Source organism: Frateuria sp. sgz306004 (assembly GCF_057750885.1).
This window is the reverse complement of record NZ_JBYLFE010000008.1, coordinates 40,037-62,142: the sequence shown is the minus strand read 5'-3', so window position 1 is coordinate 62,142 and position 22,106 is coordinate 40,037. Positions and strand designations below refer to the sequence as shown.

Genomic DNA, 22,106 nt, shown 5'->3' with positions numbered 1-22,106 from the left:
CGGCGGATGCTTGCGCCGGGCGGCTGGCGTCGCCGGCGCGCTCCGCGGACACCGCCCGGCCGGCCCTGCGCCCCGCTCGCGGAGTTTCAAAGCATGAAGATCAAGCGTTTCGTAGGCGCCGATATGCGCCAAGCCATGCGCGAAGTGCGCGAAGAGCAGGGGCCCGACGCGGTCATTCTCTCCACGCGGCGCATGGAAGACGGCATCGAGATCATCGCCGCCGTCGATTTCGATGAGGCCCTCGTGCGCGAAGCTGCGCGCCACGGCACCCCGCTGCCGGAATCGCCTCGCGCACAGCCGGCGGCTCCCGCGGTCAACGCGCCGGTGAGCGCCCCTGCCAGTGCACCGGTTGCTCCCGCTGAGGTGTCGGTCATGATGGCCCGCCGTCAAGACGTATTGCCGCCGCCGCTACCGCCGATTTCCCGTCGCGAAGAAGACGGGGTGACCGTCACTCTTTCCCAGCGCGCGCCGTTGCCGCCGCCCGCCGTACCCGTCGTCGAGGCGCCAGTTCAGGCGCCGCAGGCCGAAGCTGTGGCGCAGGCCGCTGACCTCACGGCGGCCGCGATGGAAGCCGCCGGCCCGTTGCAACCGCTGCTGGAGCGGGCCATGCAGGACACCGCTCGCGTGCGTGCCGAACTGGGCAGCCTGCGCGAGTTGCTGGAGACGCAGCTGTCGAGCCTGCTATGGAACGATATGGAGCGCCGTCAGCCGATGCGGGCGCGCGTGCTGCGCGAAATGACCCGCCTGGGTATCGAGGCCGATGTCGCACGCAAGCTGGTCAGCGAGCTGCCTGACAACATCAATGCCGAACAGGCGCGCTATCTGCCGCTGGGTATCTTGAGTCGTAGCCTGTCGGTGAGCCGGCGCGAGCACTCCGAGCGTCGCGGCGTGATCGCCATGGTCGGCCCCACCGGTGTGGGCAAGACCACCACCATCGCCAAGCTTGCCGCGCGCGCGGTCATGCGTCATGGCGCATCCCAGGTGGCCCTGGTGAGCACCGACCATTACCGCATCGGCGCCGCCGCGCAGCTTGAACACTACGGCCGCTTGCTCGGCGTGCGCGTCTACCCGGCTTACGATGCGGACAGCCTGCGCCAGGTGCTGGAGCTGTTGCGCGGTTGCCAGACCGTGCTGGTGGATACCGCGGGCCTTGCCGGCAACGATCCGCGCCTGGCGGAACAACTGGAGGTGCTTGGCAACGGCGGCGACCTGCGCTCGTGCCTGGTGCTGGCGGCCAACGCGCATGCCGCCTCGCTGGATGAGTCGGTGCGTGCGTACCTCTCGGTCAAGCCGCACGCCTGCATCCTTACCAAACTCGACGAGGCCCCCAACTTGGGCGGCGCCTTGTCGGTACTGATCCGCCATCAGCTCGCACTCGATTACGTCACCGACGGCCAGCGCGTGCCCGAGGACATCGCCAACGCCGATGCGCGCGTGCTGGTGTGCCGAGCCGCGCAGGTACTCAAAGCCAGTACCTCGGCAGATGACGACCTGATGGCCGAACGCTTTGGACTTGCGGTGGTGAATGCATGAACGGTGCCTTTGCAATGAATCAAGCCATGGGACTGGAAGCCATGTTACGTGCACTTGCCGAACGTCACGGCAGCAAGCCTTCACCACTGCCCGAGCCCGCCTTCAACCCGGTGGCGCCCGCTCCGCGTCGCCGCTGCCGCGCCATTGCGGTCGCGGGCGGCAAGGGCGGCGTCGGCAAGACCACGGTGTCGGTGAACCTGGGCATGGCGCTGGCGATGGACGGTCACCAGGTGATCCTGCTCGACGCGGATATGGGCCTGGCCAACATCGACGTGCTGCTCGGACTCACGCCCACGCGCCACATCGGTCACCTGCTCGACGGCAGTTGTCATATCGAAGATCTGTTGCTCTCCGCGCCGCACGGCCTGAAGGTGGTGCCGGCAGGCTCGGGCACGCGCCGCCTCGCCCAGTTGGGCAATGGCGAGCATGCCGCGGTGATCCGGGCGTTCGACGATTTGCCCGATCCGCCGGATTACCTACTGGTGGATACCGCCGCGGGCTTGTCCGACAACGTGGCCATGTTTGCCGCAGCGGCCGATGACGTGGTGCTGGTGGTATGCGACGAACCAGCCTCGCTCACCGATGCGTATGCCTTGCTCAAGGTGCTCAGCCGCGACTTCGGCGTGCGCCGCTTCCGCATGGTGGCCAACATGGTGCGCAACGCCAGCGAGGCCCGCGTGCTGCATCAAAAGCTGGCTCGCGTCTGCGACCGCTTTCTCGATGTGGCGTTGGAATTTATGGGCATGGTGCCTAGCGACGAGCGGCTCAAGCAGGCCATTCGCCGCCAGAGCGCCGTGGTGGATCTGTGGCCCTCCAGTCGCTCCGGCCAGGCATTCAAGCAATTGGCCAGTGCGGTCGATACATGGGGTGAACCCGAGCGACTGGGGCTGGACCGCATAGCGTTCTTCAGCAGGCACGCCACAGTGGCGACGGGGTGGTGACATGAGCGTGGCTTCCGAATATCTGCAACTGCAGAAGCAGAGTGCCGATGAACTGGTTCGCCAGCATGCGCCACTGGTGCGACGCATTGCCTATCACTTGATGGGCCGGCTGCCGCCCAGTGTGGATGTAAGCGACTTGATTCAGTCGGGCATGATCGGGTTGCTGGAGGCAGCGCGAAATTTCACCACCGGACGGAATGCGAGCTTCGAAACGTTTGCGGGTATCCGCATTCGAGGCGCGATGCTCGATGAGTTGCGGCGTACCGACTGGACTCCCCGTTCGGTGCACCGAAAGGTTCGCGAGATGGCGGAGGTCGTTCGTCAGATCGAGATCGAAACCGGCTCGGATGCCGAGGACGCCGAAGTCATGCGGCGACTTGGCATCGGTGCCGAGGAGTACCACCAGGTGCTGGCCGATGCGGCGAGTGCCCGGTTGCTCAGCTTGTCCGCGCCCGATGACGCCGATGGCGGCGCGGCGTTCGATGTGGTCGATGGCGACAGCCTGGGGCCGCAGGACAGCGTGGAGCACGAGGGCATGCGCGGCGCGCTGGTGGAAGCCATTGGAACCTTGCCGGAACGCGAACAACTGGTGATGTCGCTGTACTACGAAGAGGAAATGAACCTCAAGGAAATTGGTGCAGTGCTCGGCGTCACCGAATCGCGGGTCTGTCAGATCCACGGCCAGGCCATCGTGCGCTTGCGTGCCCGCATGGCAGGTTGGCGCGAAAAGAATTGAGCAGTACCCCGGACATTTCCTTACGTCATGGCGCACCGGAGGGCACGGTGCAAGCGGAGAACGTGGTTTGGACAAGAATATGAAGATCCTGGTGGTGGACGACTTTTCCACCATGCGGCGCATCGTTCGCAACCTGCTCGTCGAGCTGGGTTTCAGCAACGGGCTGATCCAGGAGGCCGACGACGGCGAGAGCGCATTGACGGCTTTGCGCAGCGCGCCGTTCGACATGGTCGTGACCGACTGGAACATGCCCAACATGACGGGCATCGACTTGCTGCGCGCTATTCGTGCCGAGCCGGCATTCAAGACGATCCCCGTGCTGATGGTCACCGCCGAGAACAATCGCGAGCAGATCATCGCCGCCGCACAGGCGGGCGTGAACGGCTACATCGTCAAGCCGTTCACCGCTGCGATCCTGCAGGAAAAACTCACCAAGATCTTTGAGCGCCTCGGCGCCGCCGGAGCCGCCGCATGAACGCTCAACCCGCATTGATGGCCGCCGAAACCTTGCCGCCCGAACTGCACGATCTGCTCAATAGCGCCGACGGCGCTGCCTTCGAAAAAGCGCTGGACGAACTCGTGCGCCAGCGCGAGCAAGGCCTGTTTCGCGCGCTTGGCTTGTTGGCCCGCGAGCTGCACGATGCCGTACGTCGGCTAGGCGGCGACCTGGCGCAGGAAGGCGTTCCGGGCAGCGTGGCCGACGCGCGTCAGCATCTGGAAGACGTGCTGGAGATGAGCGCGCAGGCGGCTCATCGCACGCTCGATTTTGCCGAACGCATGCGGCCGCAAGCAGACGCACTGGCCGAGAACGCCCACGCCGTGGTCGACGGCACGCCGGCTGGCGACGTGGCGCATGTGCTCGCACAGCAATCGCTGAGTTTCGCGACCAACTGCCGCGACGGCCTGGCTGATTTCGTGGTGGCGCAATCGTGGCAGGACCTTTCCGGCCAGCGCATCAAGAAGGTCGTGGGCTTTATCAGCAGCGTGGAAAGCTCGTTGCTGGAACTGGTGAACCTTACCGGCGCACTGGCCGGCAGCGAAGCAGCCAGCGGCCCGGTCAAGGTGTCCAGCCAAGATGAGGCCGATCGCCTCCTGAGCGAGTTTGGTTTCTAAGGAGAGTGGTTCCGTATGGATCCCACGTTGGACAGCGAGCTGCGCAATGATTTCCTGGTGGAAGCCGGGGAGCTGGTGCAGCGCCTGGGCGAACAACTGATCGGCCTGGAAGCCGCGCCGCGTGATGCGGACCTGCTCAATGCCGTGTTCCGTGCCTTTCATACGGTGAAGGGAGGCGCAGGCTTTCTCGCGATCGAGCCGATGGTGCATCTGTGCCATCACGCCGAGGACCTGCTCAATGTGGCGCGTAACGGGCAACTGCTACTCGACGCTGACCGCATGGACGCGCTGCTGGAAGCGCTGGACCTGCTGAACGACATGCTGGCCGCGCTGGCCGGTGGCGACAGCATGACCATGCCGCCCCAAAGCCTCTTGCAGCGGCTGTCGCCCAGTGGCGCAGCCGCCCCCGCATCGGCTCCTAAGCCGGCGCCGGCGCCGGTGGCGCCGCCACCGAGCGACGGCACCATCGATGATTCGGAATTCGAAGCGCTGCTGGATAGCCTCTACGGCACCGGCGGCGCGCCGGGAGCCGTCGCATCGACGACGGCAGACGCATCCGGCAGCATTTCGGATGATGAGTTCGAAGCCCTGCTGGACAACCTGCACGGCAAGGGTGGTACGCCCGGCGTTGCCGTCTCGGCGCCCGCACCCGCGGTCTCCAACAGCATTTCCGACGACGAATTCGAATCCCTGCTCGATAACCTGCACGGAAAGGGATCGGCACCAGGCGCCGCCGTAACGGCACCCAGCCCGGCACCGGCTCCCGCCGCTGCAGCGGCCAAGCATGCGGCGCCCGCACCGGAGAACACCGTGCGCGTGGACACCGCACGCCTGGACGCGCTGGTGCATCGCGCTGGCGAATTGGTGCTGGTGCGTAATCGTCTGCTCAGCCTCTCTGCCAAACATGGCGACGAAACGCTCGCGCTCGCGGCGAGCGAGCTGGATCGCGTGGCCGATGCCTTGCAGAACGCCGTGCTCGGCATGCGCCTGCAGCCGGTGAGTCGATTGTTCCAGCGCTTTCCGCGCATCGTGCGCGATCTCTCGCGTCAACTCGGCAAGGAAGTGGAACTGGTGCAGGAAGGCGAGGGCACCGACCTTGACCGCAGCCTGGTCGAGGCGCTCGCCGACCCCATGGTGCACCTGATCCGCAATGCGCTCGACCATGGCCTGGAGTCGCCGGCCGACCGCGAAAAGGCCGGCAAGCCACGCAAAGGCACCGTGACGCTCGGCGCCAGCCAGCGTGGCGAACGCATCATCATCACCGTGGCCGACGATGGTCGCGGCATGAATCCCGACGTCCTGCGCCGCAAGGCGCTGGAGAAGGGCGTGATCGACGAAGCTCAGGCTGCGCGCCTGAGCGAAAACGAATGCTACGAGTTGATCTTCCGTCCCGGGTTCAGCACGGCCGCTACCGTCTCGGATATCTCCGGCCGTGGTGTCGGCATGGACGTGGTGAAGACACGCGTAGCCGAACTTGGCGGCACCTTGCAGGTGCGCTCGCAGTTGGGGCGTGGCAGCACGCTTGAACTGGCCGTGCCGCTGACATTGGCGATCCAGCGCGTGCTGATGGTGCGCGTGGGAGCGCGCTTGCTTGCGCTGCCCTTGAGCAACGTGGAAGAAGTGTTCGAGCTGGCACCCGGCCAGAAGCAAAAGCTGGATGGCCGCACCGTGGCCTCGCATCGCGGTCGCGCACTGGCGCTGGCTGACCTGGCCGGATGGATCGGCGTGGATGGCCCTTCCGGCGGCCACGTGGTGGTGCTGCATATCGGCCACATGCGACTCGGCTGCCTGGTGCACGAAGTGCTGGGCCGCGAGGACGTGATGGTCAAGCCGCTCGGCCCCTTGTTTGAGGGCGTGCCCGCCGTAGCGGGCGCCACGGTCACCGGCGACGGCCGTCTTGCGCTGGTGATGGATCTGGCCGGCCTGGCCGGCGGCGACGGTCAACTCCTCCCCTCCCTGCGAGTAAGCGCCTGACATGGACCTGGTAAGTCTCATCGGTACGATCCTGGCCTTCGTGGTCGTGATCGTCGGCACCATCCTCAAGGGCTCCAGTCTGGAAGCGCTGTGGAATCCGGCTGCGTTTGTGATCGTGTTCCTTGGCACGATCGCGGCCCTGCTGGTGCAAAACTCCGGCAAGACGCTCAAGCGCGCGATGGGCATGTTTCCGATGGTGTACAAGCCGCCGCATCACCAGCCATCGGACCTGATCAGCCGCATCGTCGGCTGGAGTGAAATTTCGCGCCGCCAGGGTCTACTGGGCCTGGAGCCGCAAATCGAATCGGAAAGCGACACCTTTGTGCGCAAGGGCCTGCAACTGCTGGTGGACGGCAGCGAACCCGACGCCATCCGTGGCGTGCTGGAGGTCGAAGTAGGCGCCCGCGAGCACACGGACCTCGCCGCTGCCAAGGTGTTCGAGAACGCCGGCATCTTCTCGCCCACCATGGGCATCATCGGCGCGGTGATGGGCCTGATGGCCGTGATGCAGAACCTGGCGGACCCGAGCAAGCTCGGTCACGGCATCGCCGCCGCGTTCGTGGCCACCATCTACGGCGTGGCGCTGGCGAACTTGCTGATGCTGCCGATGGCCGCGCGCCTGAAGGGCTTGATCCACAAGCAGACGCAGATGCGCGAGATCCTGGTCGAAGGCCTGGTGGCCATCGCCGAGGGCGCCAATCCGCGCCAGATCGAATCGAAATTGCAGGGATACCTGCCATGAAAAAGAAGCACCACGAAGACCACGTCAATCACGAAGCATGGGCCATCCCCTATGCCGACTTGATGACCTTGTTGCTCGCCTTCTTCGTGGTGATGTACGCCGTGTCCGTGGTGAACGAAGGCAAATACCGCGTGATGTCCGAATCCATCATCGAGGCGTTCAATGGTTCCAGCCATGTGATCGCAGCCATGCCGGAGTCGCGCGCCAAACCGCACAATGTGGATCCGGCGGTGGCCTCGCCGCAGAGCCAGCCCGGCGCAGCGGTCGATCCGCTCAATGTGCCGATTCCCTCGCGGCCTTCGCCTGCTCGCGTGGCCGACGCGCGCAGCGCACAGATGCGCGATCAACGGCGCAACCTGGAGACGATCCGCGATCAGGTGCAACGCGCCTTGCAGCCGCTGATCGACAAGCAGATGGTGGTGGTGCGGAAAACCGCCACCTGGCTCGAAATCGAGTTGCGTACCGACATTCTTTTCAATAGCGGCGAAGCCAAGCTATCCGGCGACGCCGATGAGGTGCTCGACCAGCTGGCAGCGATCCTCAAGCCGTTTTCGAACCCGGTGCATATCGAAGGCTACACAGACGATCGGCCCATCAACACGACGCTCTATCCGTCGAACTGGGAGCTTTCGGCCGCCCGTGCGGCCAGTGTCGCGCGGCTGTTCACCTCGCAAGGTGTCGAACCGAGCCGCCTGGGTATTGTGGGCTGGGGCGAGTATCACCCCAGCGCGGATAACGGCACCGAGGATGGGCGCAATCACAATCGGCGCGTTCAGGTGGTTGTGCTGAGCGATGAATATTCTCCACGGCGCTTGTTCGACAACGATCAGCGCGCAGGCCGGTTTGCCGATGACACTCCGGCCACGCCGCCCGTGCGGCACATTGACGACCAACCACAAGGGGCGGCGTTGCCAGCGGCGTCACATCCTGTTTCTGACTCCGCCGTAGGTGAAGCCACTCAGCCACCTGGCAATGCCGTGCCGGATCGTGCGCCGCTCAACGAATTCAGTCCGCCGAATACGGGAACACCGGCATTGAAGCACGCGCTCCCTGGCGCGAATGCCAATGTCAACGCCGCAGGCCACGTACCTATTGTTCTGCCGGACCACGGCCCTTGATTCACCACGCCGCGCCCGGCGCGGCATCGACGCATGCCACGGAGTTGATCTCGTGAACCCCAACCCGACCCAAGGCGCGGACGAACGCTGGCTCTCTTTTCGGCTCGGCGGGCAGCTTTATGCGGCACCGCTGACGGAAGTGAGCGAAGTGATCCGCGACGGGGAACTCACCCCGGTGCCCGGTGCCGCGAACGACTTGCTGGGCATCCGCCACCTGCGCGGCCGCATCGTGCCCGTGCTGGACGGTCGCAGTCGCCTGGGCATGTCGCTCGCGCACACCAGCGATCCGGCGCAGATGCGCCTGGTGATGCTTTCACATGGTCCGCATCTGGTCGGCGTGCGTGTGGATGCCATCGGCGACCTGATCCCGGTGGCCACTGCGGATATCGCTCCGCCGCCGCCGGGTGGCGACGTGCGCATGGATGAGCCGGTGTTTGGGGTGTATCCCTGGCAAGGGGGATTTGTGGCCCTGCTCGATGTGCGCCGCCTGTGTCGCCTGCCGCAGGAGCAAGACGCGGCCTGAGCCTTCGTTCCATCCATCCGCGCTTCGGCGCGGCTATGCTGGCGGTCGTGCCAGCCTCCGTCGACTGGCTTGAGTAAGAACGGCCAGGAGATCGACCATGTCCGAGCAAGCCCAGGGGGCACCCGCCGCGTCGGCCAGCCAGCGGGCGGTGGTGATCGTCGCCGCCGCGTGCGTGTTGGCTCTGTTGTATTTCGGGCGCGAAGTGCTGGTGCCCATCGTGTTAGCGCTGTTTCTCAGTCTGCTGATGGCGCCATGGGTGCGGCTGTATCGACGCATCGGGCTGGGCCATGCCGCTTCGGTGCTTATTGCGGTGGTGGCCCTGGTGGTCGTGGTGAGCGGCATGGCGACCATGATCGGTTCGCAGGTAGTTCACGTGGCGCGCAGCCTGCCGCAGTACGAGGTCACCATCCGCAGCAAGGTGAAGGATCTGCGTGCGGAGACCTTTGGACGCCTCGACAGCGTGCGCGGCGAATGGGGCAAAGTGATCGAGGAACAAGGCGGTGTCGCGACGCCGGGTGGTGCCGTCGCTCCGTATGCCTTGCCCCCCTACCTTGGCGCGGCTACCGCGCCCAAAGCTGAGCCGACGGCGGCACACGCGCCCGGATCGCCGGTGGGCATTCTCACGCGCGTGCTCAGCGCCGCGTGGACGCCGGTGGAAACCTCCGGCATCGTGCTGGTGGTGCTGATCTTCGTGCTGCTGGAACATGAGTCACTGCGCGATCGTTTCATTCGCCTGGCGGGCGGCGCCGATCTACGTGCGACGACGGCGGCGATCAACGACGCTGGCGAGCGGCTGTCGCGATTCTTCCTGTCGACCTTCTCGGTCAATTTCGGCGTGGGCGTGGCGATCTGGGTGGGGCTTACCTTGGTCGGCGTGCCCAGCGCACCGCTGTGGGCCGCACTCACAGCCGTCATGCGCTTTGTGCCCTATGTGGGTGTGTGGCTGGTGGCGGCGTTGGTGGCGCTGTTCGCGGCGGCGGTGTCGCCGGGCTGGTCGCTGCTATTGATTACGGTGGTGCTCTACCTGGTGGTGGAGCTGGTGGTGTCGCAGTTGATCGAGCCCTTCCTGTATGGCCATACCACCGGCTTGTCGCCGCTCGCGGTGGTGGTGTCGGCGATCTTCTGGAGCTGGCTGTGGGGACCGGTGGGCCTCCTCATGTCCACGCCGCTCACGCTCTGCCTGGTCGTGGCGGGGCGACATGTGAAAGCGCTGGACTTGCTCAACATTCTGCTAGGCGATGCGCCGGCGTTGACGATGCCGCAGCGGGTGTACCAACGTGCCTTGTCCGGCGATGCCAGCGAGATACTCGCGGAGGCGCGCGAGTTCATGAAACGCAAAAGCTTCGCCGCTTATTGCGATACCGTGCTGCTCCCCGCCATGCAACTGGCGCGCATCGATCGCACGCGCGGCGCCATCAATCCCGTGCAACAGACCTCGGTGCGCAACACTATCGCCACGGTAGTGGAGTCGCTCGGCAGCAAGGGACGGCGCTGGTCGCGCTGGCGTCAACGCCATTCGGTGCTCGACGACATGAGCATTGGACGCCGCCTGCGCCAACAGCGGGAGGATGCCACCGGTCGCTGGCAGGGCTCGCTGGCGGTACCACCGGGCTCGGTGGTGCTGTGTGTGAGCTTGGGTTCGATGGTGGATGACCTGGCCGCCGAGCTGCTCACGCGTATCCTGCGCGATCTGCATATCGATGCCCGCCACGTGGCAGTGGAAGATTTCACCGCATTCGCCGCCGAACCCCACCCGGAAGCGACGCCGGGTGCGGTATCCATGGCCTACCTGGTTACGGGCGACCTGGATGTGGAGGGCAGCGAACTAGACCGTCTCGCCACGCGGTTGCGCGGTGACATACCCAAGGTGTGCCTGATCGGCCTGTGGCTTCCCGAACCGTTGGCACGGCACGACCTCACACAGCCTGCGAGTCCCGCGCTCAACGAGATGGCTTATTCCCTGGAAGAAGCCGCCCAGCAGGCTATTGCGCGATTCCCCGCCGATCGGGACGCCGCCTGAGCGCGGTTCAGCCGTTCGATTCCGCCGCGTCGTAGATGCTCGCCATCACCGCGGCAGCGGCGGCATAGAGCAGGGGCGGCACGTCTTTACGCAGGCGTAGCGAGGCAAGCAGCGCGGCCATCTGCGGGTCTTTGTGCAGCGGAATGCCCAGCGCGCGAGCGCGGGCCAACAGCGTTTCGAGCGATTCCGTCGGCAGCGCGGGCGCCGCAGGCGCGTCTGGCTGTCCGCTGGACAGCCGCAGGGTGACGCGGCGCTGCGGAGGGGGGAGGGACGTGCTCATGCCATGGCCTTCAACAGGATGGCGCTGTGCGGATTGCTGGGTTGTGGCAGGCCACGCTGGCAGCTGAGTTGATCAAGGATCAGGCCGTGACTGGCCAGTTGCTGGCGCAGCGCACCGAACTGTGCCTCCAGGCGCTCCACCGTATCGGGCCGTTCCGCCCACAGACGCACCGATAGTCGTAGATCGCGCAGTTGCAGCTCGCCCTGTAATGGCCCGAGCGCGGGCAGGTCGATAGCGAAGCCAAACACCCAGGCCGAAGGGTTCTCGGGATCGGCACCGTACTGCAGGTGGATCTGCAAAATGTCGTTGCCGCCTTCACCCTTCACGGGAATCTCGATCATCCACGCCGGTACGGTTGTGGCTTCCAACTGCGCCACTTCCACACGCGCAAGCGCAGCGTGCACTTCGCCATGCAAGCGCGTCAGCAGGATGTCCACGTCGTCATCGAGCAGCTCGGGTGGCAGCGCCGCGCGTGGCTGAATCTGCATGCCGCGTTGCTGCAGTGGCGGCGGGGTTTCGCTGCCGCTGCCACTGGCGCGACGGTTGGGCAGGTAGTCGTCGAGCAGGCTGGCCAGGCGCAGCAGGGCGCCCTTCCAGTCCTCCTGGCTGAGCGCTGCCATGTCGAGCTGGGATTGGGTCAGCTCCGCTTCGAGGAACAGGCCGCTGCGGTTGATGGCCTCCTTCAGGCCTTCGCCGCGGGTGATCTCAGCCGGGGTACGCACGCCGTGTTCGAGCAAGGCCAGCGCAGGGCGCAGGTAGGCGGGTAGCTGGCGTAGCGCCGGGCGCTGGGACAGTGCTGCCAACGTGGCCAACAGGGGCGCGTAGCCGTTCTGTTGCGGCAGGCGTTCGCGAAGGGCCAATTGGGCGGCGGTTTCCGGGGCACGCGGCGCAATCACTTCCAACTGCGGCTGGGCGCCCAGGGTAAGCACCCGCACCTGGAATTGCGGTGGAAGCTCCCCGCGCGGCGCCTCGGTTTCAACCGCCAGGGCGCCGATCTGCAACACCAGCATGCCCTGTTGGTTGATCCCCAACGGTCGCGCGGACAACACCGTGCCGATGCGCCAACTCTCGGCCGTGGTGCCGGAAGCGGCGCCGGCCCAGGTGAGGGCGGCGAAGCTGGTGGGTTGTATGACCAAGCAGGGCTCCTTGCAGAGGGTCGTCGCGCACGCGCCCATCCGTGCCCTATCCATCGGCCGACGCTGACATAACTTTAGGGCTTTTTGTTCGGCCTCGGTCACAAGCTTTTGGCTGCCCTCGCGCCTAAAGCGATCTGCGCCGATGCCGATAAAACCCACGAAGACGCCCACGGGGCGCAGCGAGGAACACGTGGCATGGGCGGAAAACAGGCGACTAAGCCGGCGGAACAGGGCAAGGCGCGCACCGTGGCGCTGCCGGCCGATTTCCGTTTGGCCGTGCTGGATGAGGTCAAGACCAACCTGATCGAGGCGTTCGACGCGCCCTCGGTGCAGCTCGATGGCGCGGCTGTCGAGCGCGTGGATACCGCCGCCCTGCAACTGCTGGTGGCGTTTCGTCGCGAAGCGGCGGCGCGCGGCCAGGCTCCGACCTGGCTGGGCGTGAGCGGCGCCATGCATGACGCGGCCGGGGTGCTCGACCTGGCGAAGACTTTGGAATTGCCGGCACCGACGCCGGCCTGAAACTGAGGTGGAAGATGGCAAAGATTCTTGCGGTGGACGATTCGGCTTCGATGCGCGGCATGGTGGCATTCACCCTGCGTGGCGCCGGTCATGACGTGAGCGAGGCCGAGAACGGCCAGATGGCGTTGGATGTGGCGCGTGGCGGCAGCTTCGACCTGGTACTGGCCGACGTGAACATGCCGGTGATGGACGGCATCAGCATGGTGCGCGAGCTGCGCACGATGCCGGCCTACAAGGGCGTGCCGATCCTGATGCTGACCACCGAGTCGCATACGGACAAGAAGATGGAAGGCAAAGCGGCGGGCGCTACCGGCTGGTTGGTCAAGCCGTTCGACCCGGAGCAGTTGCTTGCCACGGTCAAGCGCGTGCTTGGCTAAGCACTCCGTGGTCGCGGCCCTGGCGCGCGGCCCCGGATCGTGTGCATCCCCATAAGGCATCGCTGGGTCCCGGCAAGCGCCGGGACCGGGCCGACGCAGTAGCGCCCGTCGGGCGCAACTCCCAAGAGAACTACCCCCATGAGCAAGGCCGGTCTGGCGCAGTTCCAACAAGTGTTCATCGAGGAGAGTCTGGAAGGACTCGACACGATGGAATCGTCGCTGCTGGCGCTGGACGATGGTGGCGACGGGGAACTGGTGCACACCATCTTTCGCGCGGCGCACTCCATCAAGGGCGGCGCCGCCACCTTCGGGTTTCCGGAGATGTCCGCGTTCACCCATGACGCGGAATCGCTGCTGGACGAAGTGCGCGGCGGCAAACGCCAGATCGACAGCGCCATCATCGAGCTGCTGCTCCGTGCCGTGGACTGCCTGCGTGGCATGTTCGCGCGTGCACAGGCGGGCGAGCCTTTGGTGGACGCCGTGTCCGATGGCCTGCGTGCCGAGTTGGCGGCAGCCATGGGGCGCGGTGAGCCCGCCGTCGAATTGCAGGCACGACGCGCCGAGGACCAGGGCGACGTGTGGGTCATCCGGTTTCGTCCTCACGCCGGCATGCTCGCTGGCGGCAACGACCCGCTGCGCTTGATTCGCGAACTGGCGGGGCTGGGCGAAATCTCCGTATCCGCCGAGCTCGACAAGCTGCCAGTCACGCTGGCGGCACTCGACCCGACCCAATGCCACCTGGGTTGGGTGATCGAACTCAAAGGCCTCGCCAAGCGCGCGGACATCAGCGCAGTGTTCGATTGGGTCGAGGACGAATGCGACCTCTCCATCGAGGCCAGGCACATCCCCGAAGCCGCACCTGCACCCGCACCCACGCCGGCAGCGGCGCCCGCGGCCAACGTGCCCGATCTGGGCGCGGCGCGTACGCAGCGCGAAACCAGTGCGGAATCGAGTTCGGTGCGCGTATCCATCGACAAGATCGATGGCTTGATCAACCTGGTGGGCGAGCTGGTGATTACCCAGTCCATGCTCGACACCTTCCGCGGCGGGGAAATCGAGCCGTCGCGACTGGCCATGCTGGAACATGGCCTGGCGCAACTGGCGCGTCACACCCGCGAGCTGCAGGAAAGCGTCATGGGCATCCGCATGCTGCCCATCGGTTCGGTGTTCAACCGTTTCCCGCGCATGGTACGCGACATCAGCCAGAAGCTGGGCAAGCAGGTCAAGCTGGAGCTGGTGGGCGAGCAGACCGAGCTGGACAAGACGGTACTGGAGAAGATCGGCGACCCGATGGTGCACCTGGTGCGCAATGCCATCGACCATGGCCTGGAGACGCCAGACAAACGCCGTGCCGCCGGCAAGGGCGACATGGGCACGCTTAAGCTGGAGGCATCCCATCGCGGCGGCAACATCGTGGTGGAAGTGTCCGACGACGGCGCAGGCCTCAACCGCGACGCCATCGTCAACAAGGCGATCCAGCGCGGCATCATCAGCACCGGCGAGGGCATGACCGACGAGCAGGTGGCCGAGCTGATCTTCCAGCCGGGCTTTTCCACCGCGGCCGTCACCACCGACTTGTCCGGCCGCGGCGTGGGCATGGACGTGGTTCGCCGCAACGTGGCCGATCTCGGCGGCACCGTCACCATCCGCAGCACGCAGGGCAAGGGCAGCGTCTTCACCATCACGTTGCCGCTCACGTTGGCGATCATCGACGGCCTCACCGCGGCGGTGGGCGAAGAGCGTTACATCGTGCCGCTGGTGTCCATCGTCGAGTCCGTGCAGCTCCGCGCCGAAGCGGTGCGCAGCGTGGCGGGCGGCGGCGAGCTGTTCCGCTTCCGCAACGAATACCTGCCGGTGATTCGCCTGCACGATGTGTTTGGTTGTGCGGATGCCGTGCACGCCATCGACGAGGGTCTTATGGTGGTGGTGGAGGGCGACGGCACCCGCGTGGGCCTGTTTGTCGATGGCCTCATCGGCCAGCAGCAGGCCGTGGTGAAGTCGCTGGAGGCGAACTATCGCCGCGTGCAGGGCGTATCGGGCGCCACCATCCTTGCGGATGGCTCGGTTGCGCTGATCGTGGATATCGCCGGACTGGTGCGCATGCAGGCCCGTCGCAAAGCGGCCTGATTCGCGCTTGGCGGCATGCCGCCCCGAGGGGAGTCGGGGCGGTGACGACAACCTCTTTGGCAACACCCCTAAGCCGCGACAGGAAGCCGCGGCCACCGGCCGGCTGGACGGTGTCGAGCAGTGCAGGGAATGAACTCGGGCAATCGCAACCCGCCCTCTTCATTCTGAAGGTAGTTTTCATGAAGTCCCCTTTGCAATACGTCGATCGCCTTAGCCTGCGGGCCAAGGTGTGGTTGGTGATCGCCTTCGTGGTGGCCGGCCTGGCCGCCCTTACGACCATTTCCTCGGTAGGTAGCCGGCGTCAACAGCTCGAAGCGCGTGAGCATGCGCTGCGGGACGAAGTAAGTACCGCCATGGCGGTGATGCAGAGTTACTACGACCGCTACAAGGCCGGCGAACTCACCGAGGCCGAGGCGCAGAAGCGGGCGCTCGACGAGTTGCGCGTCATGCGCTGGAACAACGGCCTGGGCTACGTGTTCGTGTTCGACGGCAACTACGTGCTGCGCATGCATCCCGTGCTCGCCGGCGACGAGGGGCGCAACGTGCGCGACGACAAGGACCCCAACGGGCGTCCGCTCTACCAGCTGATGTTGGGCACCGACCGCGCCAATGGCGGCGGACTGACCGAGTACGTGTGGCCCATGCCGCCGGACAAGAAGTTCGAGCCCAAGATGACCTACACCACATGGTTCAAGCCCTGGGATTTCCACATCGGCAGCGGTGCCTATTTCGTGGATATCGACAACCAGTTCGTGCGACTCATGGAGGTCAGCCTGCTGCGTGCACTGCTGGTGGCTGCGCTGGTGATCCTGGTGGTCTGGCGCTCCATGCATAGCATTCGTCTGAGCATCGGCGGCGAGCCGGCCTTTGCGGTGGCCATGGCTGGACGCATCGCCGATGGCGACCTCCGTCAGGACGGCGGGGACCAGAACTTCCGTGCCGGCAGCATGCTCGACGCCCTGCAGCGCATGCGCGGCAAGCTAGTGGAGATCGTGCGCGAGGTGCAGCAGGGTTCACAGGCGGTGTCCACCGCCGCCGAGCAGATCGCACGCGGGAACGACGACCTGTCTCACCGCACCCAGGAGCAGGCCTCCAGCCTGGAAGAAACAGCAGCCTCCATGGAGGAGATGACCTCCGTGGTGCGCCAGAGCGCCGACAACGCCGGCCATGCGGACCAACTGGCCCGCAGCGCACGCATGCAGGCCGAGCACGGTGGCGAAGTCGCCGAGCGCACCAGCGGCGCCATGCGCGAGATCGAATCGGCTAGCCGGCAGATCACCGACATCGTGCAACTGATTGACGAAATTGCCTTTCAGACCAACCTCTTGGCTCTCAACGCTGCCGTTGAAGCGGCCCGCGCGGGCGAGCAGGGTCGGGGCTTTGCGGTGGTGGCTGGCGAGGTGCGCAACCTGGCCCAGCGCAGCGCCAGTGCGGCCAAGGAGATCAAGACCCTGATCGGCGACACCGTGGACAAGGTGCAGGCCGGTTCAGTGCTGGTGGAGGAGTCAGGCCAGGTGCTCGCCGCCATCGTGGACAGCGTCAAGCGTGTCACCGACATCGTGGCGGAGATCGCCGCGGCCAGTCAGGAGCAATCCGGCGGCATCGACCAGGTCAACCGGGCGGTGATGCAGATGGATGAGGTGACCCAGCAGAACGCCGCCCTGGTGGAGGAGGCTGCCGCCGCCGCCCGCGCCATGCAGGAGCAGGCCGATGAGCTGCAACGCCAGGTGCGCTACTTCCGTTTGCAGGGCGGCGCCCCTGAAGGCCCTGCGCGCAGCGTCTCGGCGACGGCGTCCAAGGCCCCGTCGACAGCCCCGCGCAAAGGCGCCCCGGCAGCGGTGGCCGCAGGCGGCTGGAGCGAGTTCTAAGCCAGCGTTCCCCTCAAGTTTCCACCCTTACCGCCGATTCAGTTTTCTGAAAGGGGCCGCGCATTGGGCTCCGACGACGAGGCAATCATGTCCGATAACACCCGGAGCGAGGCGCTCCAGTCGCAGTACCTCACCGTCAACCTCGCCCATGAGGAATACGGCATCGACATTCTGGCGGTGCGCGAGATTCGCGGCTGGACGCCGGTGACGCGCATTCCCCAGGCGCCTTCCTATGTGTTGGGCGTGCTCAACTTGCGTGGCGCCATCGTGCCCGTCATTGATATGCGCCTGCGCTTTGGCCTGGAGCGCGAAACCTACTCTGCCACCACCGTCACCGTGATCATCACCGTGGCAGGCCGCAACTTTGGCGTGGTGGTGGATGCGGTGTCCGACGTGCTGGACGTGACCGCCGACGTCATCCGCCCGGTGCCCGACTTGGGCACCACCGTGGATACCGAATACCTCAAGGGACTGACCTCAGCCGGCGAGCGCATGGTGCTGCTGCTGGACGTGGACAAGCTGTTGCAGCCCCAGGATGCCCAAATGCTGGAGGCGGCGCTGCCCGCCGCCTCTGATGTGAAAGCCGTGGCCTGATGGATTTAGCGGGAAGTCGAATCGTCATGAAGAAATTTGCTTTGAAGGTGCCCCAGCTGTCTGTTCGCAATCGCCTTCGCGTGGTGTTTGGCCTGCTTGGCCTGATGCTGATCGGCGGCGCAGTGATCGGTCTTGGCTCCATGCAGATGCAGAACAACGGCATGGGCAAGATCTACGAAGAGGAAATCATTCCGTCGCAGGTCGTGTCGCAGATTGCCCAGAACCATCTGATGTCGTTTGTCCTGTTGGGTGAATCCAGTTCGCTGGTGGGCAAGCAACCAGACCAGGTCAAGTCCAAGCTCGCCGAGTACGGCAAGCTGCGCGAAACCATGGGCGCGCTGAAGAAACAGCTTGCGACCGTGTCCATGAGTCCGCCGGTCAAGAAGCTCTACGACGACTGGCACACCACCGACGCCGATTACCAGGACGCGTTGAGCTCGATGGTCGACGCCCTCAACCAGGGCGACACCACCGCGAACGAGCTGCTGGAAATGCAGGTACGTCCGCTGATGATCCAGCGCGCCGACGCACTGGCCAAGCTGGTGGAAGCGCAGCGTGCCGACGCCAAGCAAATCTACGACGCCCAGGTCGAGCGCTACCATGTGATTCGCGCGCTGAGCATCGCCTCGCTGCTGGCGGGCCTGGTCATTGCGGGCATCATGGCGATTCTGCTGATGCGCTCCATCATGAGCACGCTGGGCGTGGCCGTGAAGGTGGCCGACGACATCGCCACCGGCAAGCTGGGTCATGAGATCAAGGTGACCCGCAAGGACGAACTGGGCGAGCTGCTGGGTGCCTTGCGCACCATGGATCAGCGCCTCGGCGCCATCGTGGGCGAAGTGCGCCACGGCGCCGGTTCCGTCAGCTCGGCCGCGCAGCAGATCGCTCGCGGCAACGACGACCTGAGCCAGCGCACGCAGGAGCAGGCATCGAGCCTGGAGGAAACCGCCTCTTCGATGGAGGAGATGACCTCCACCGTCAAGCAGAATGCCGAGAACGCCAGCCACGCCAACCAGCTTGCCACCGCGACGCGTCGCCAAGCCGAGCATGGCGGCGAAGTAGCCGCACAGGCCAGCGCGGCCATGCGCGAGATCAACGAATCCAGCCGCAAGATCTCCGAAATCGTCAGCTTGATCGACGAGATCGCCTTCCAGACCAATCTGCTGGCGCTCAACGCGGCGGTGGAAGCGGCGCGTGCCGGTGAGCAAGGCCGTGGCTTCGCGGTGGTGGCGACCGAAGTGCGCAACCTGGCACAGCGCAGCGCCGGTGCCGCCAAGGAGATCAAGGGCCTGATCAACGACAGCGCCGAAAAGGTGCGCGTGGGTTCCTCGCTGGTGGATCAATCCGGCAAGGCCCTGGCCGAGATCGTGGACAGCGTGAAGAAGGTCACCGACATCGTGGCCGAGATCGCCGCGGCCAGCCAGGAGCAGTCGGCCGGCATCGACCAGGTGAATCACGCCGTATTGCAGATGGACGAAATGACGCAGCAGAACGCCGCGTTGGTGGAGGAGGCCGCTGCCGCCGCCCGCGCCATGCAAGAGCAGGCCGGCGAGCTGGCGCGCCAGGTGGGCTTCTTCCAGGTGGGCGTAGGTGCGGCTGTCTCGGCGAGCGAAAAGGTTCGTTCGCAGACCGTGATGGAAGAGGCCGAAGCCGTGTTTGCGGCGGTGCGTGGTTCCTCGGCGCCGGCATCCAAGCCGTCGCGTCAGGAATCGGCTGACGCGGGTTCCTGGAAGGAGTTCTGAGCATGACCACCACCGCCACGATGGACAACAACAACGCCGTGGCGGGCATGGGTGGCCCGTCGCTCGGTAATACGGAGTTCGAATTCCTGCGGGCGTTCGTCTACGAGCATTGCGGCATTTCGCTGGGCGAGCACAAACGACAGCTGGTGCAGGGCAGGTTGCTGCGCCGGCTGCGTGCCCTGCAATTGCGAGATTTCGCCGCCTATTGCGACTTGCTGCGGCGCGACCCGAAAGGTGAACTGGGTGAGCTCGCCAGCGCGATCAGCACGAACGTCACGGCGTTCTTCCGCGAGTCGCACCATTTCGATCTGCTGACCGACGAGTTGCTGCCGCGTTGGATCGCCGAGAAGAAGAAAGACGGCGGCCGCTTGCGCATCTGGTCGGCCGGCTGCGCCACGGGCGAGGAACCTTATACGCTCGCCATCGTGCTGGCCGAGGCGCTGGAGAAACATGGTGCCGCGCAGCTCGACGCCAAGATCCTCGCTACCGATCTCTCACCGCAGGCGCTGGAGACCGCGCGCAAGGGCGTGTATCCCATCGAGCGGCTGGAAGGCGTGAGCGATGAGCGTCGGCGCCGCTGGTTCCTGCGCGGCGAAGGCGAGTACACACAGTTCGCCTGCGTGCACCCGCGCTTGCGCGAGCTGGTGAGCATCCTGCCGCTGAACCTGTTGCACGACTGGCCGATGCAGGGGCCGTTCGATGCGATTTTCTGCCGCAACGTGGTGATCTATTTCGACAAGCCGACCAAGCAGCGGCTGTTCCAGCGCTACGCCGGCCTGTTGCCCGACGGAGGATATCTTTTCCTCGGTCATTCGGAGTCCATGTACGGGCTCAACGATAACTTCGACCTGATGGGACGCACGGTCTATCGGAAACGTAGCGTATGAGCGTCCCCGCCGTACAGATTCCTCCAGGATCGACCTACGACCCGGCCCGCGTGCTTCCCGGTTTCGAACATTTGCGGCGCTTCTGGGATCCGGCCCATGCCTGCATGACGGTCAAAGTGCTTCCGGGTGATTTCTACGTGAGCCAGCAGGAGGAGATGATCTCCACCGTGCTTGGCTCCTGTGTGTCGGCCTGTGTGTTCGATCGCCTGCGGCGCATCGGTGGCATGAACCACTTCATGTTGCCCGAACCCATGAATGGCGAACGCGGCAACTGGGCCGACACGGTCGGGCGCGCGGCGCGCTATGGCAACGACGCCATGGAACAGCTGATCAACGCCATTCTCAAGGCGGGTGGCCAACGCGCCAACCTGGAAGTGAAGGTGTTCGGTGGCGGCCGCGTACTGGCCACCATGACCGATATCGGCGCGCGCAACATCGCCTTCGTCAGGCGCTACCTGGAAGCCGAGCACCTGCCGGTGAGCGCCGAGGACCTGGGCGACGTGCACCCGCGCCATGTCCAATTCTTTCCCACCACGGGCAAGGTGCGCGTGCGTCATTTGAGTGGCCGGGCCGACAAGGTGCTGGTGGATGGCGAGCGGCTGTACCTCAAGCGTTTGGCAAATGATCCGATAAAGGGAGAGGTGGAGCTGTTCTAAGCGCAACGCGCGCGAACGCCACCCTGGCAAGTATCCGGCGCCGGCATGGGCCTCTCGGCAAGGACGGAACCCGTCCGTGCCGCACGACGAAGGCGAGACGAATACGCAATGGAAAGAGTTCGCGTCCTGGTGGTCGATGACTCCGCACTGGTGCGGAAGCTGCTGTCGACCATGCTCTCCTGCGACCCTGGCATCGAGGTGGTCGGCACCGCCGCCGATCCACTGATCGCTCGCGAGAAGATCAAGCAGCTCAACCCCGACGTGCTCACACTCGACGTGGAGATGCCCCGCATGGACGGCATCACCTTTCTCGAGAACCTGATGCGCCTGCGCCCGATGCCGGTGGTGATGGTGTCGTCGCTGACCCAGGAGGGCGCAGAGGTCACGCTGCGCGCGTTGGAGTTGGGCGCGGTGGATTTCTTCACCAAGCCGGGCAACGATCTCGCCAGCACGTTCGCCGAAGGTGCGCAGGAAATCTGCGCCAAGGTGAAGCTCGCCGCACTGGCCAAGCCGCGCCAGCGCACCGCTGTGCGCAAGCTGGAGGTGCCACCTCGTCTGAGCGCCGACGCGGTACTGCCGCGCGCGCAGACCGCCGGCACGCGTGGCGGCAGCCCGATCATCGCCATCGGCGCTTCCACGGGCGGCACCGAGGCCATTCGCGTGGTGCTGGAGGCCATGCCGCCCGATGCGCCGCCGATCGTCATTACCCAACATATTCCCGCCGCCTTCAGTGGCCCCTTTGCTGCGCGCATGGATACGTGTTCGGCCATGCGTGTCTGCGAGGCCCGGGACGGCCAGCCACTCCAGCCGGGGCATGCCTATATCGCTCCCGGTAGCCAGCACCTGCTGGTGATGTGGGATGGCGCCAAGTACGTATGCCGCCTGCACAACGGGCCGCCGGTGAACCGCCACAAGCCGAGCGTGGATGTGCTGTTCCGCTCCATGGCCGCCACGGTCGGCAAGGCCGGCATCGCCGCACTGCTGACCGGCATGGGCGACGATGGCGCCCGCGGTCTCTTGGAAATGCAGCAAGCCGGTGCGCGTACCCTGGTGCAAGACGAGGAATCCTCGGTGGTGTGGGGCATGCCCGGCGCCGCCTGGAAGCTCGGCGCCGCCAGCGAAAAGCTCCCGCTGGATCACATCGCCGCGCGCTTGCTCGCGCTGGCGCACCAACCCCAAGCCCGCGCCGCCGTGCCGGTCACCTGATTGTTCGGATATCC

21 protein-coding genes are annotated in these 22,106 nt (G+C 65.6%); 19 read left to right on the top strand and 2 right to left on the bottom strand.

The genetic code is table 11. The features are described from left to right. Positions 1–93: 93 nt before the first annotated feature. From flhF to AC3G2C_RS16855, 10 genes are all read left to right on the top strand, one after another. Complete coding sequence (flhF, locus tag AC3G2C_RS16900) at positions 94–1,533, top strand: flagellar biosynthesis GTPase FlhF (protein ID WP_488385805.1); 1,440 nt, start codon at positions 94–96, stop codon at positions 1,531–1,533. A 14-nt stretch (positions 1,534–1,547) separates the two neighbouring features. Next, positions 1,548–2,474: a MinD/ParA family protein gene (locus tag AC3G2C_RS16895; protein WP_488385927.1), complete on the top strand. Its 927-nt coding sequence runs from the start codon at positions 1,548–1,550 to the stop codon at positions 2,472–2,474. Position 2,475: 1 nt separating this feature from the next. Continuing rightward, entirely contained in the window at positions 2,476–3,210 is a 735-nt protein-coding gene (locus AC3G2C_RS16890; RefSeq protein ID WP_488385804.1) for an RNA polymerase sigma factor FliA, read from the top strand. Positions 3,211–3,277: 67 nt separating this feature from the next. Then, positions 3,278–3,685 (top strand): chemotaxis response regulator CheY, encoded by a 408-nt coding sequence (gene cheY / locus AC3G2C_RS16885; RefSeq protein ID WP_488385926.1) that lies wholly within the window; start codon positions 3,278–3,280, stop codon positions 3,683–3,685. After that, the gene (locus tag AC3G2C_RS16880; protein WP_488385803.1) at positions 3,682–4,323 is read left to right on the top strand and encodes a protein phosphatase CheZ; all 642 of its coding nucleotides are present in this window, start codon (positions 3,682–3,684) and stop codon (positions 4,321–4,323) included. Before cheY ends, AC3G2C_RS16880 begins: the two co-directional genes overlap by 4 nt. A gap of 15 nt (positions 4,324–4,338) precedes the next feature. Continuing rightward, the gene (locus tag AC3G2C_RS16875) at positions 4,339–6,297 is read left to right on the top strand and encodes a chemotaxis protein CheA (RefSeq protein ID WP_488385802.1); all 1,959 of its coding nucleotides are present in this window, start codon (positions 4,339–4,341) and stop codon (positions 6,295–6,297) included. A gap of 1 nt (position 6,298) precedes the next feature. Then, positions 6,299–7,039: a flagellar motor protein gene (locus AC3G2C_RS16870; RefSeq protein ID WP_488385801.1), complete on the top strand. Its 741-nt coding sequence runs from the start codon at positions 6,299–6,301 to the stop codon at positions 7,037–7,039. Next, positions 7,036–8,157: a flagellar motor protein MotD gene (motD, locus tag AC3G2C_RS16865; RefSeq protein ID WP_488385800.1), complete on the top strand. Its 1,122-nt coding sequence runs from the start codon at positions 7,036–7,038 to the stop codon at positions 8,155–8,157. Before AC3G2C_RS16870 ends, motD begins: the two co-directional genes overlap by 4 nt. A 52-nt stretch (positions 8,158–8,209) precedes the next feature. After that, the gene (locus tag AC3G2C_RS16860; protein WP_488385799.1) at positions 8,210–8,680 is read left to right on the top strand and encodes a chemotaxis protein CheW; all 471 of its coding nucleotides are present in this window, start codon (positions 8,210–8,212) and stop codon (positions 8,678–8,680) included. Positions 8,681–8,777: 97 nt separating this feature from the next. Then, positions 8,778–10,700 (top strand): AI-2E family transporter, encoded by a 1,923-nt coding sequence (locus AC3G2C_RS16855; protein WP_488385798.1) that lies wholly within the window; start codon positions 8,778–8,780, stop codon positions 10,698–10,700. 7 nt (positions 10,701–10,707) lie between these two features. Here the strand turns inward: AC3G2C_RS16855 and AC3G2C_RS16850 are convergent, their stop codons facing one another. Both AC3G2C_RS16850 and fliK read right to left on the bottom strand, forming a co-directional pair. Beyond that, positions 10,708–10,980: a flagellar biosynthesis protein gene (locus AC3G2C_RS16850; protein WP_488385797.1), complete on the bottom strand. Its 273-nt coding sequence runs from the start codon at positions 10,978–10,980 to the stop codon at positions 10,708–10,710. Then, positions 10,977–12,116 carry a flagellar hook-length control protein FliK gene (gene fliK / locus AC3G2C_RS16845; RefSeq protein ID WP_488385796.1) on the bottom strand — a complete coding sequence of 380 codons (1,140 nt, stop codon included), beginning with the start codon at positions 12,114–12,116 and terminating at the stop codon, positions 10,977–10,979. The genes AC3G2C_RS16850 and fliK overlap by 4 nt, the downstream gene beginning before the upstream one ends. A 195-nt stretch (positions 12,117–12,311) precedes the next feature. Between fliK and AC3G2C_RS16840 the strand changes: the two genes are divergently transcribed. From AC3G2C_RS16840 to AC3G2C_RS16800, 9 genes are all read left to right on the top strand, one after another. After that, positions 12,312–12,635 (top strand): STAS domain-containing protein, encoded by a 324-nt coding sequence (locus tag AC3G2C_RS16840; protein ID WP_488385795.1) that lies wholly within the window; start codon positions 12,312–12,314, stop codon positions 12,633–12,635. Positions 12,636–12,649: 14 nt separating this feature from the next. After that, the gene (locus tag AC3G2C_RS16835) at positions 12,650–13,012 is read left to right on the top strand and encodes a response regulator (protein WP_488385794.1); all 363 of its coding nucleotides are present in this window, start codon (positions 12,650–12,652) and stop codon (positions 13,010–13,012) included. A gap of 138 nt (positions 13,013–13,150) precedes the next feature. Further along, positions 13,151–15,139, top strand: a complete 1,989-nt coding sequence (locus AC3G2C_RS16830) for a chemotaxis protein CheA (protein ID WP_488385793.1) — start codon at positions 13,151–13,153, stop codon at positions 15,137–15,139. A 179-nt stretch (positions 15,140–15,318) separates the two neighbouring features. Next, the gene (locus tag AC3G2C_RS16825; protein ID WP_488385792.1) at positions 15,319–17,007 is read left to right on the top strand and encodes a methyl-accepting chemotaxis protein; all 1,689 of its coding nucleotides are present in this window, start codon (positions 15,319–15,321) and stop codon (positions 17,005–17,007) included. Between the two features lie 87 nt (positions 17,008–17,094). Continuing rightward, positions 17,095–17,601, top strand: coding sequence for a chemotaxis protein CheW (locus tag AC3G2C_RS16820; RefSeq protein ID WP_488385791.1), 507 nt, complete (start codon positions 17,095–17,097; stop codon positions 17,599–17,601). 26 nt (positions 17,602–17,627) lie between these two features. Further along, on the top strand, positions 17,628–19,343 hold the full coding sequence (locus tag AC3G2C_RS16815; protein ID WP_488385790.1) for a methyl-accepting chemotaxis protein: 1,716 nt from the start codon (positions 17,628–17,630) through the stop codon (positions 19,341–19,343). A 2-nt stretch (positions 19,344–19,345) separates the two neighbouring features. Continuing rightward, a complete protein-coding gene (locus tag AC3G2C_RS16810; protein ID WP_488385789.1) occupies positions 19,346–20,230 on the top strand; it encodes a CheR family methyltransferase in 885 nt (294 codons plus the stop codon). Next, entirely contained in the window at positions 20,227–20,886 is a 660-nt protein-coding gene (gene cheD, locus AC3G2C_RS16805; RefSeq protein ID WP_488385788.1) for a chemoreceptor glutamine deamidase CheD, read from the top strand. Before AC3G2C_RS16810 ends, cheD begins: the two co-directional genes overlap by 4 nt. A 108-nt stretch (positions 20,887–20,994) precedes the next feature. Continuing rightward, entirely contained in the window at positions 20,995–22,092 is a 1,098-nt protein-coding gene (locus AC3G2C_RS16800) for a protein-glutamate methylesterase/protein-glutamine glutaminase (RefSeq protein WP_488385787.1), read from the top strand. The last annotated feature ends 14 nt before the right edge of the window (positions 22,093–22,106 follow it).

What these genes read in the sequence shown, in the direction of transcription:
- flhF (WP_488385805.1), top strand. Translation starts at nt 94, where the DNA reads ATGAAGATCAAGCGTTTCGTAGGCGCCGATATGCGCCAAGCCATGCGC.
- AC3G2C_RS16895 (WP_488385927.1), top strand. Translation starts at nt 1,548, where the DNA reads ATGAATCAAGCCATGGGACTGGAAGCCATGTTACGTGCACTTGCCGAA.
- AC3G2C_RS16890 (WP_488385804.1), top strand. Translation starts at nt 2,476, where the DNA reads ATGAGCGTGGCTTCCGAATATCTGCAACTGCAGAAGCAGAGTGCCGAT.
- AC3G2C_RS16880 (WP_488385803.1), top strand. Translation starts at nt 3,682, where the DNA reads ATGAACGCTCAACCCGCATTGATGGCCGCCGAAACCTTGCCGCCCGAA.
- AC3G2C_RS16875 (WP_488385802.1), top strand. Translation starts at nt 4,339, where the DNA reads ATGGATCCCACGTTGGACAGCGAGCTGCGCAATGATTTCCTGGTGGAA.
- AC3G2C_RS16870 (WP_488385801.1), top strand. Translation starts at nt 6,299, where the DNA reads ATGGACCTGGTAAGTCTCATCGGTACGATCCTGGCCTTCGTGGTCGTG.
- motD (WP_488385800.1), top strand. Translation starts at nt 7,036, where the DNA reads ATGAAAAAGAAGCACCACGAAGACCACGTCAATCACGAAGCATGGGCC.
- AC3G2C_RS16855 (WP_488385798.1), top strand. Translation starts at nt 8,778, where the DNA reads ATGTCCGAGCAAGCCCAGGGGGCACCCGCCGCGTCGGCCAGCCAGCGG.
- AC3G2C_RS16850 (WP_488385797.1), bottom strand. Translation starts at nt 10,980, where the DNA reads ATGAGCACGTCCCTCCCCCCTCCGCAGCGCCGCGTCACCCTGCGGCTG.
- AC3G2C_RS16840 (WP_488385795.1), top strand. Translation starts at nt 12,312, where the DNA reads ATGGGCGGAAAACAGGCGACTAAGCCGGCGGAACAGGGCAAGGCGCGC.
- AC3G2C_RS16835 (WP_488385794.1), top strand. Translation starts at nt 12,650, where the DNA reads ATGGCAAAGATTCTTGCGGTGGACGATTCGGCTTCGATGCGCGGCATG.
- AC3G2C_RS16830 (WP_488385793.1), top strand. Translation starts at nt 13,151, where the DNA reads ATGAGCAAGGCCGGTCTGGCGCAGTTCCAACAAGTGTTCATCGAGGAG.
- AC3G2C_RS16825 (WP_488385792.1), top strand. Translation starts at nt 15,319, where the DNA reads ATGAAGTCCCCTTTGCAATACGTCGATCGCCTTAGCCTGCGGGCCAAG.
- AC3G2C_RS16820 (WP_488385791.1), top strand. Translation starts at nt 17,095, where the DNA reads ATGTCCGATAACACCCGGAGCGAGGCGCTCCAGTCGCAGTACCTCACC.
- AC3G2C_RS16815 (WP_488385790.1), top strand. Translation starts at nt 17,628, where the DNA reads ATGAAGAAATTTGCTTTGAAGGTGCCCCAGCTGTCTGTTCGCAATCGC.
- AC3G2C_RS16810 (WP_488385789.1), top strand. Translation starts at nt 19,346, where the DNA reads ATGACCACCACCGCCACGATGGACAACAACAACGCCGTGGCGGGCATG.
- cheD (WP_488385788.1), top strand. Translation starts at nt 20,227, where the DNA reads ATGAGCGTCCCCGCCGTACAGATTCCTCCAGGATCGACCTACGACCCG.
- AC3G2C_RS16800 (WP_488385787.1), top strand. Translation starts at nt 20,995, where the DNA reads ATGGAAAGAGTTCGCGTCCTGGTGGTCGATGACTCCGCACTGGTGCGG.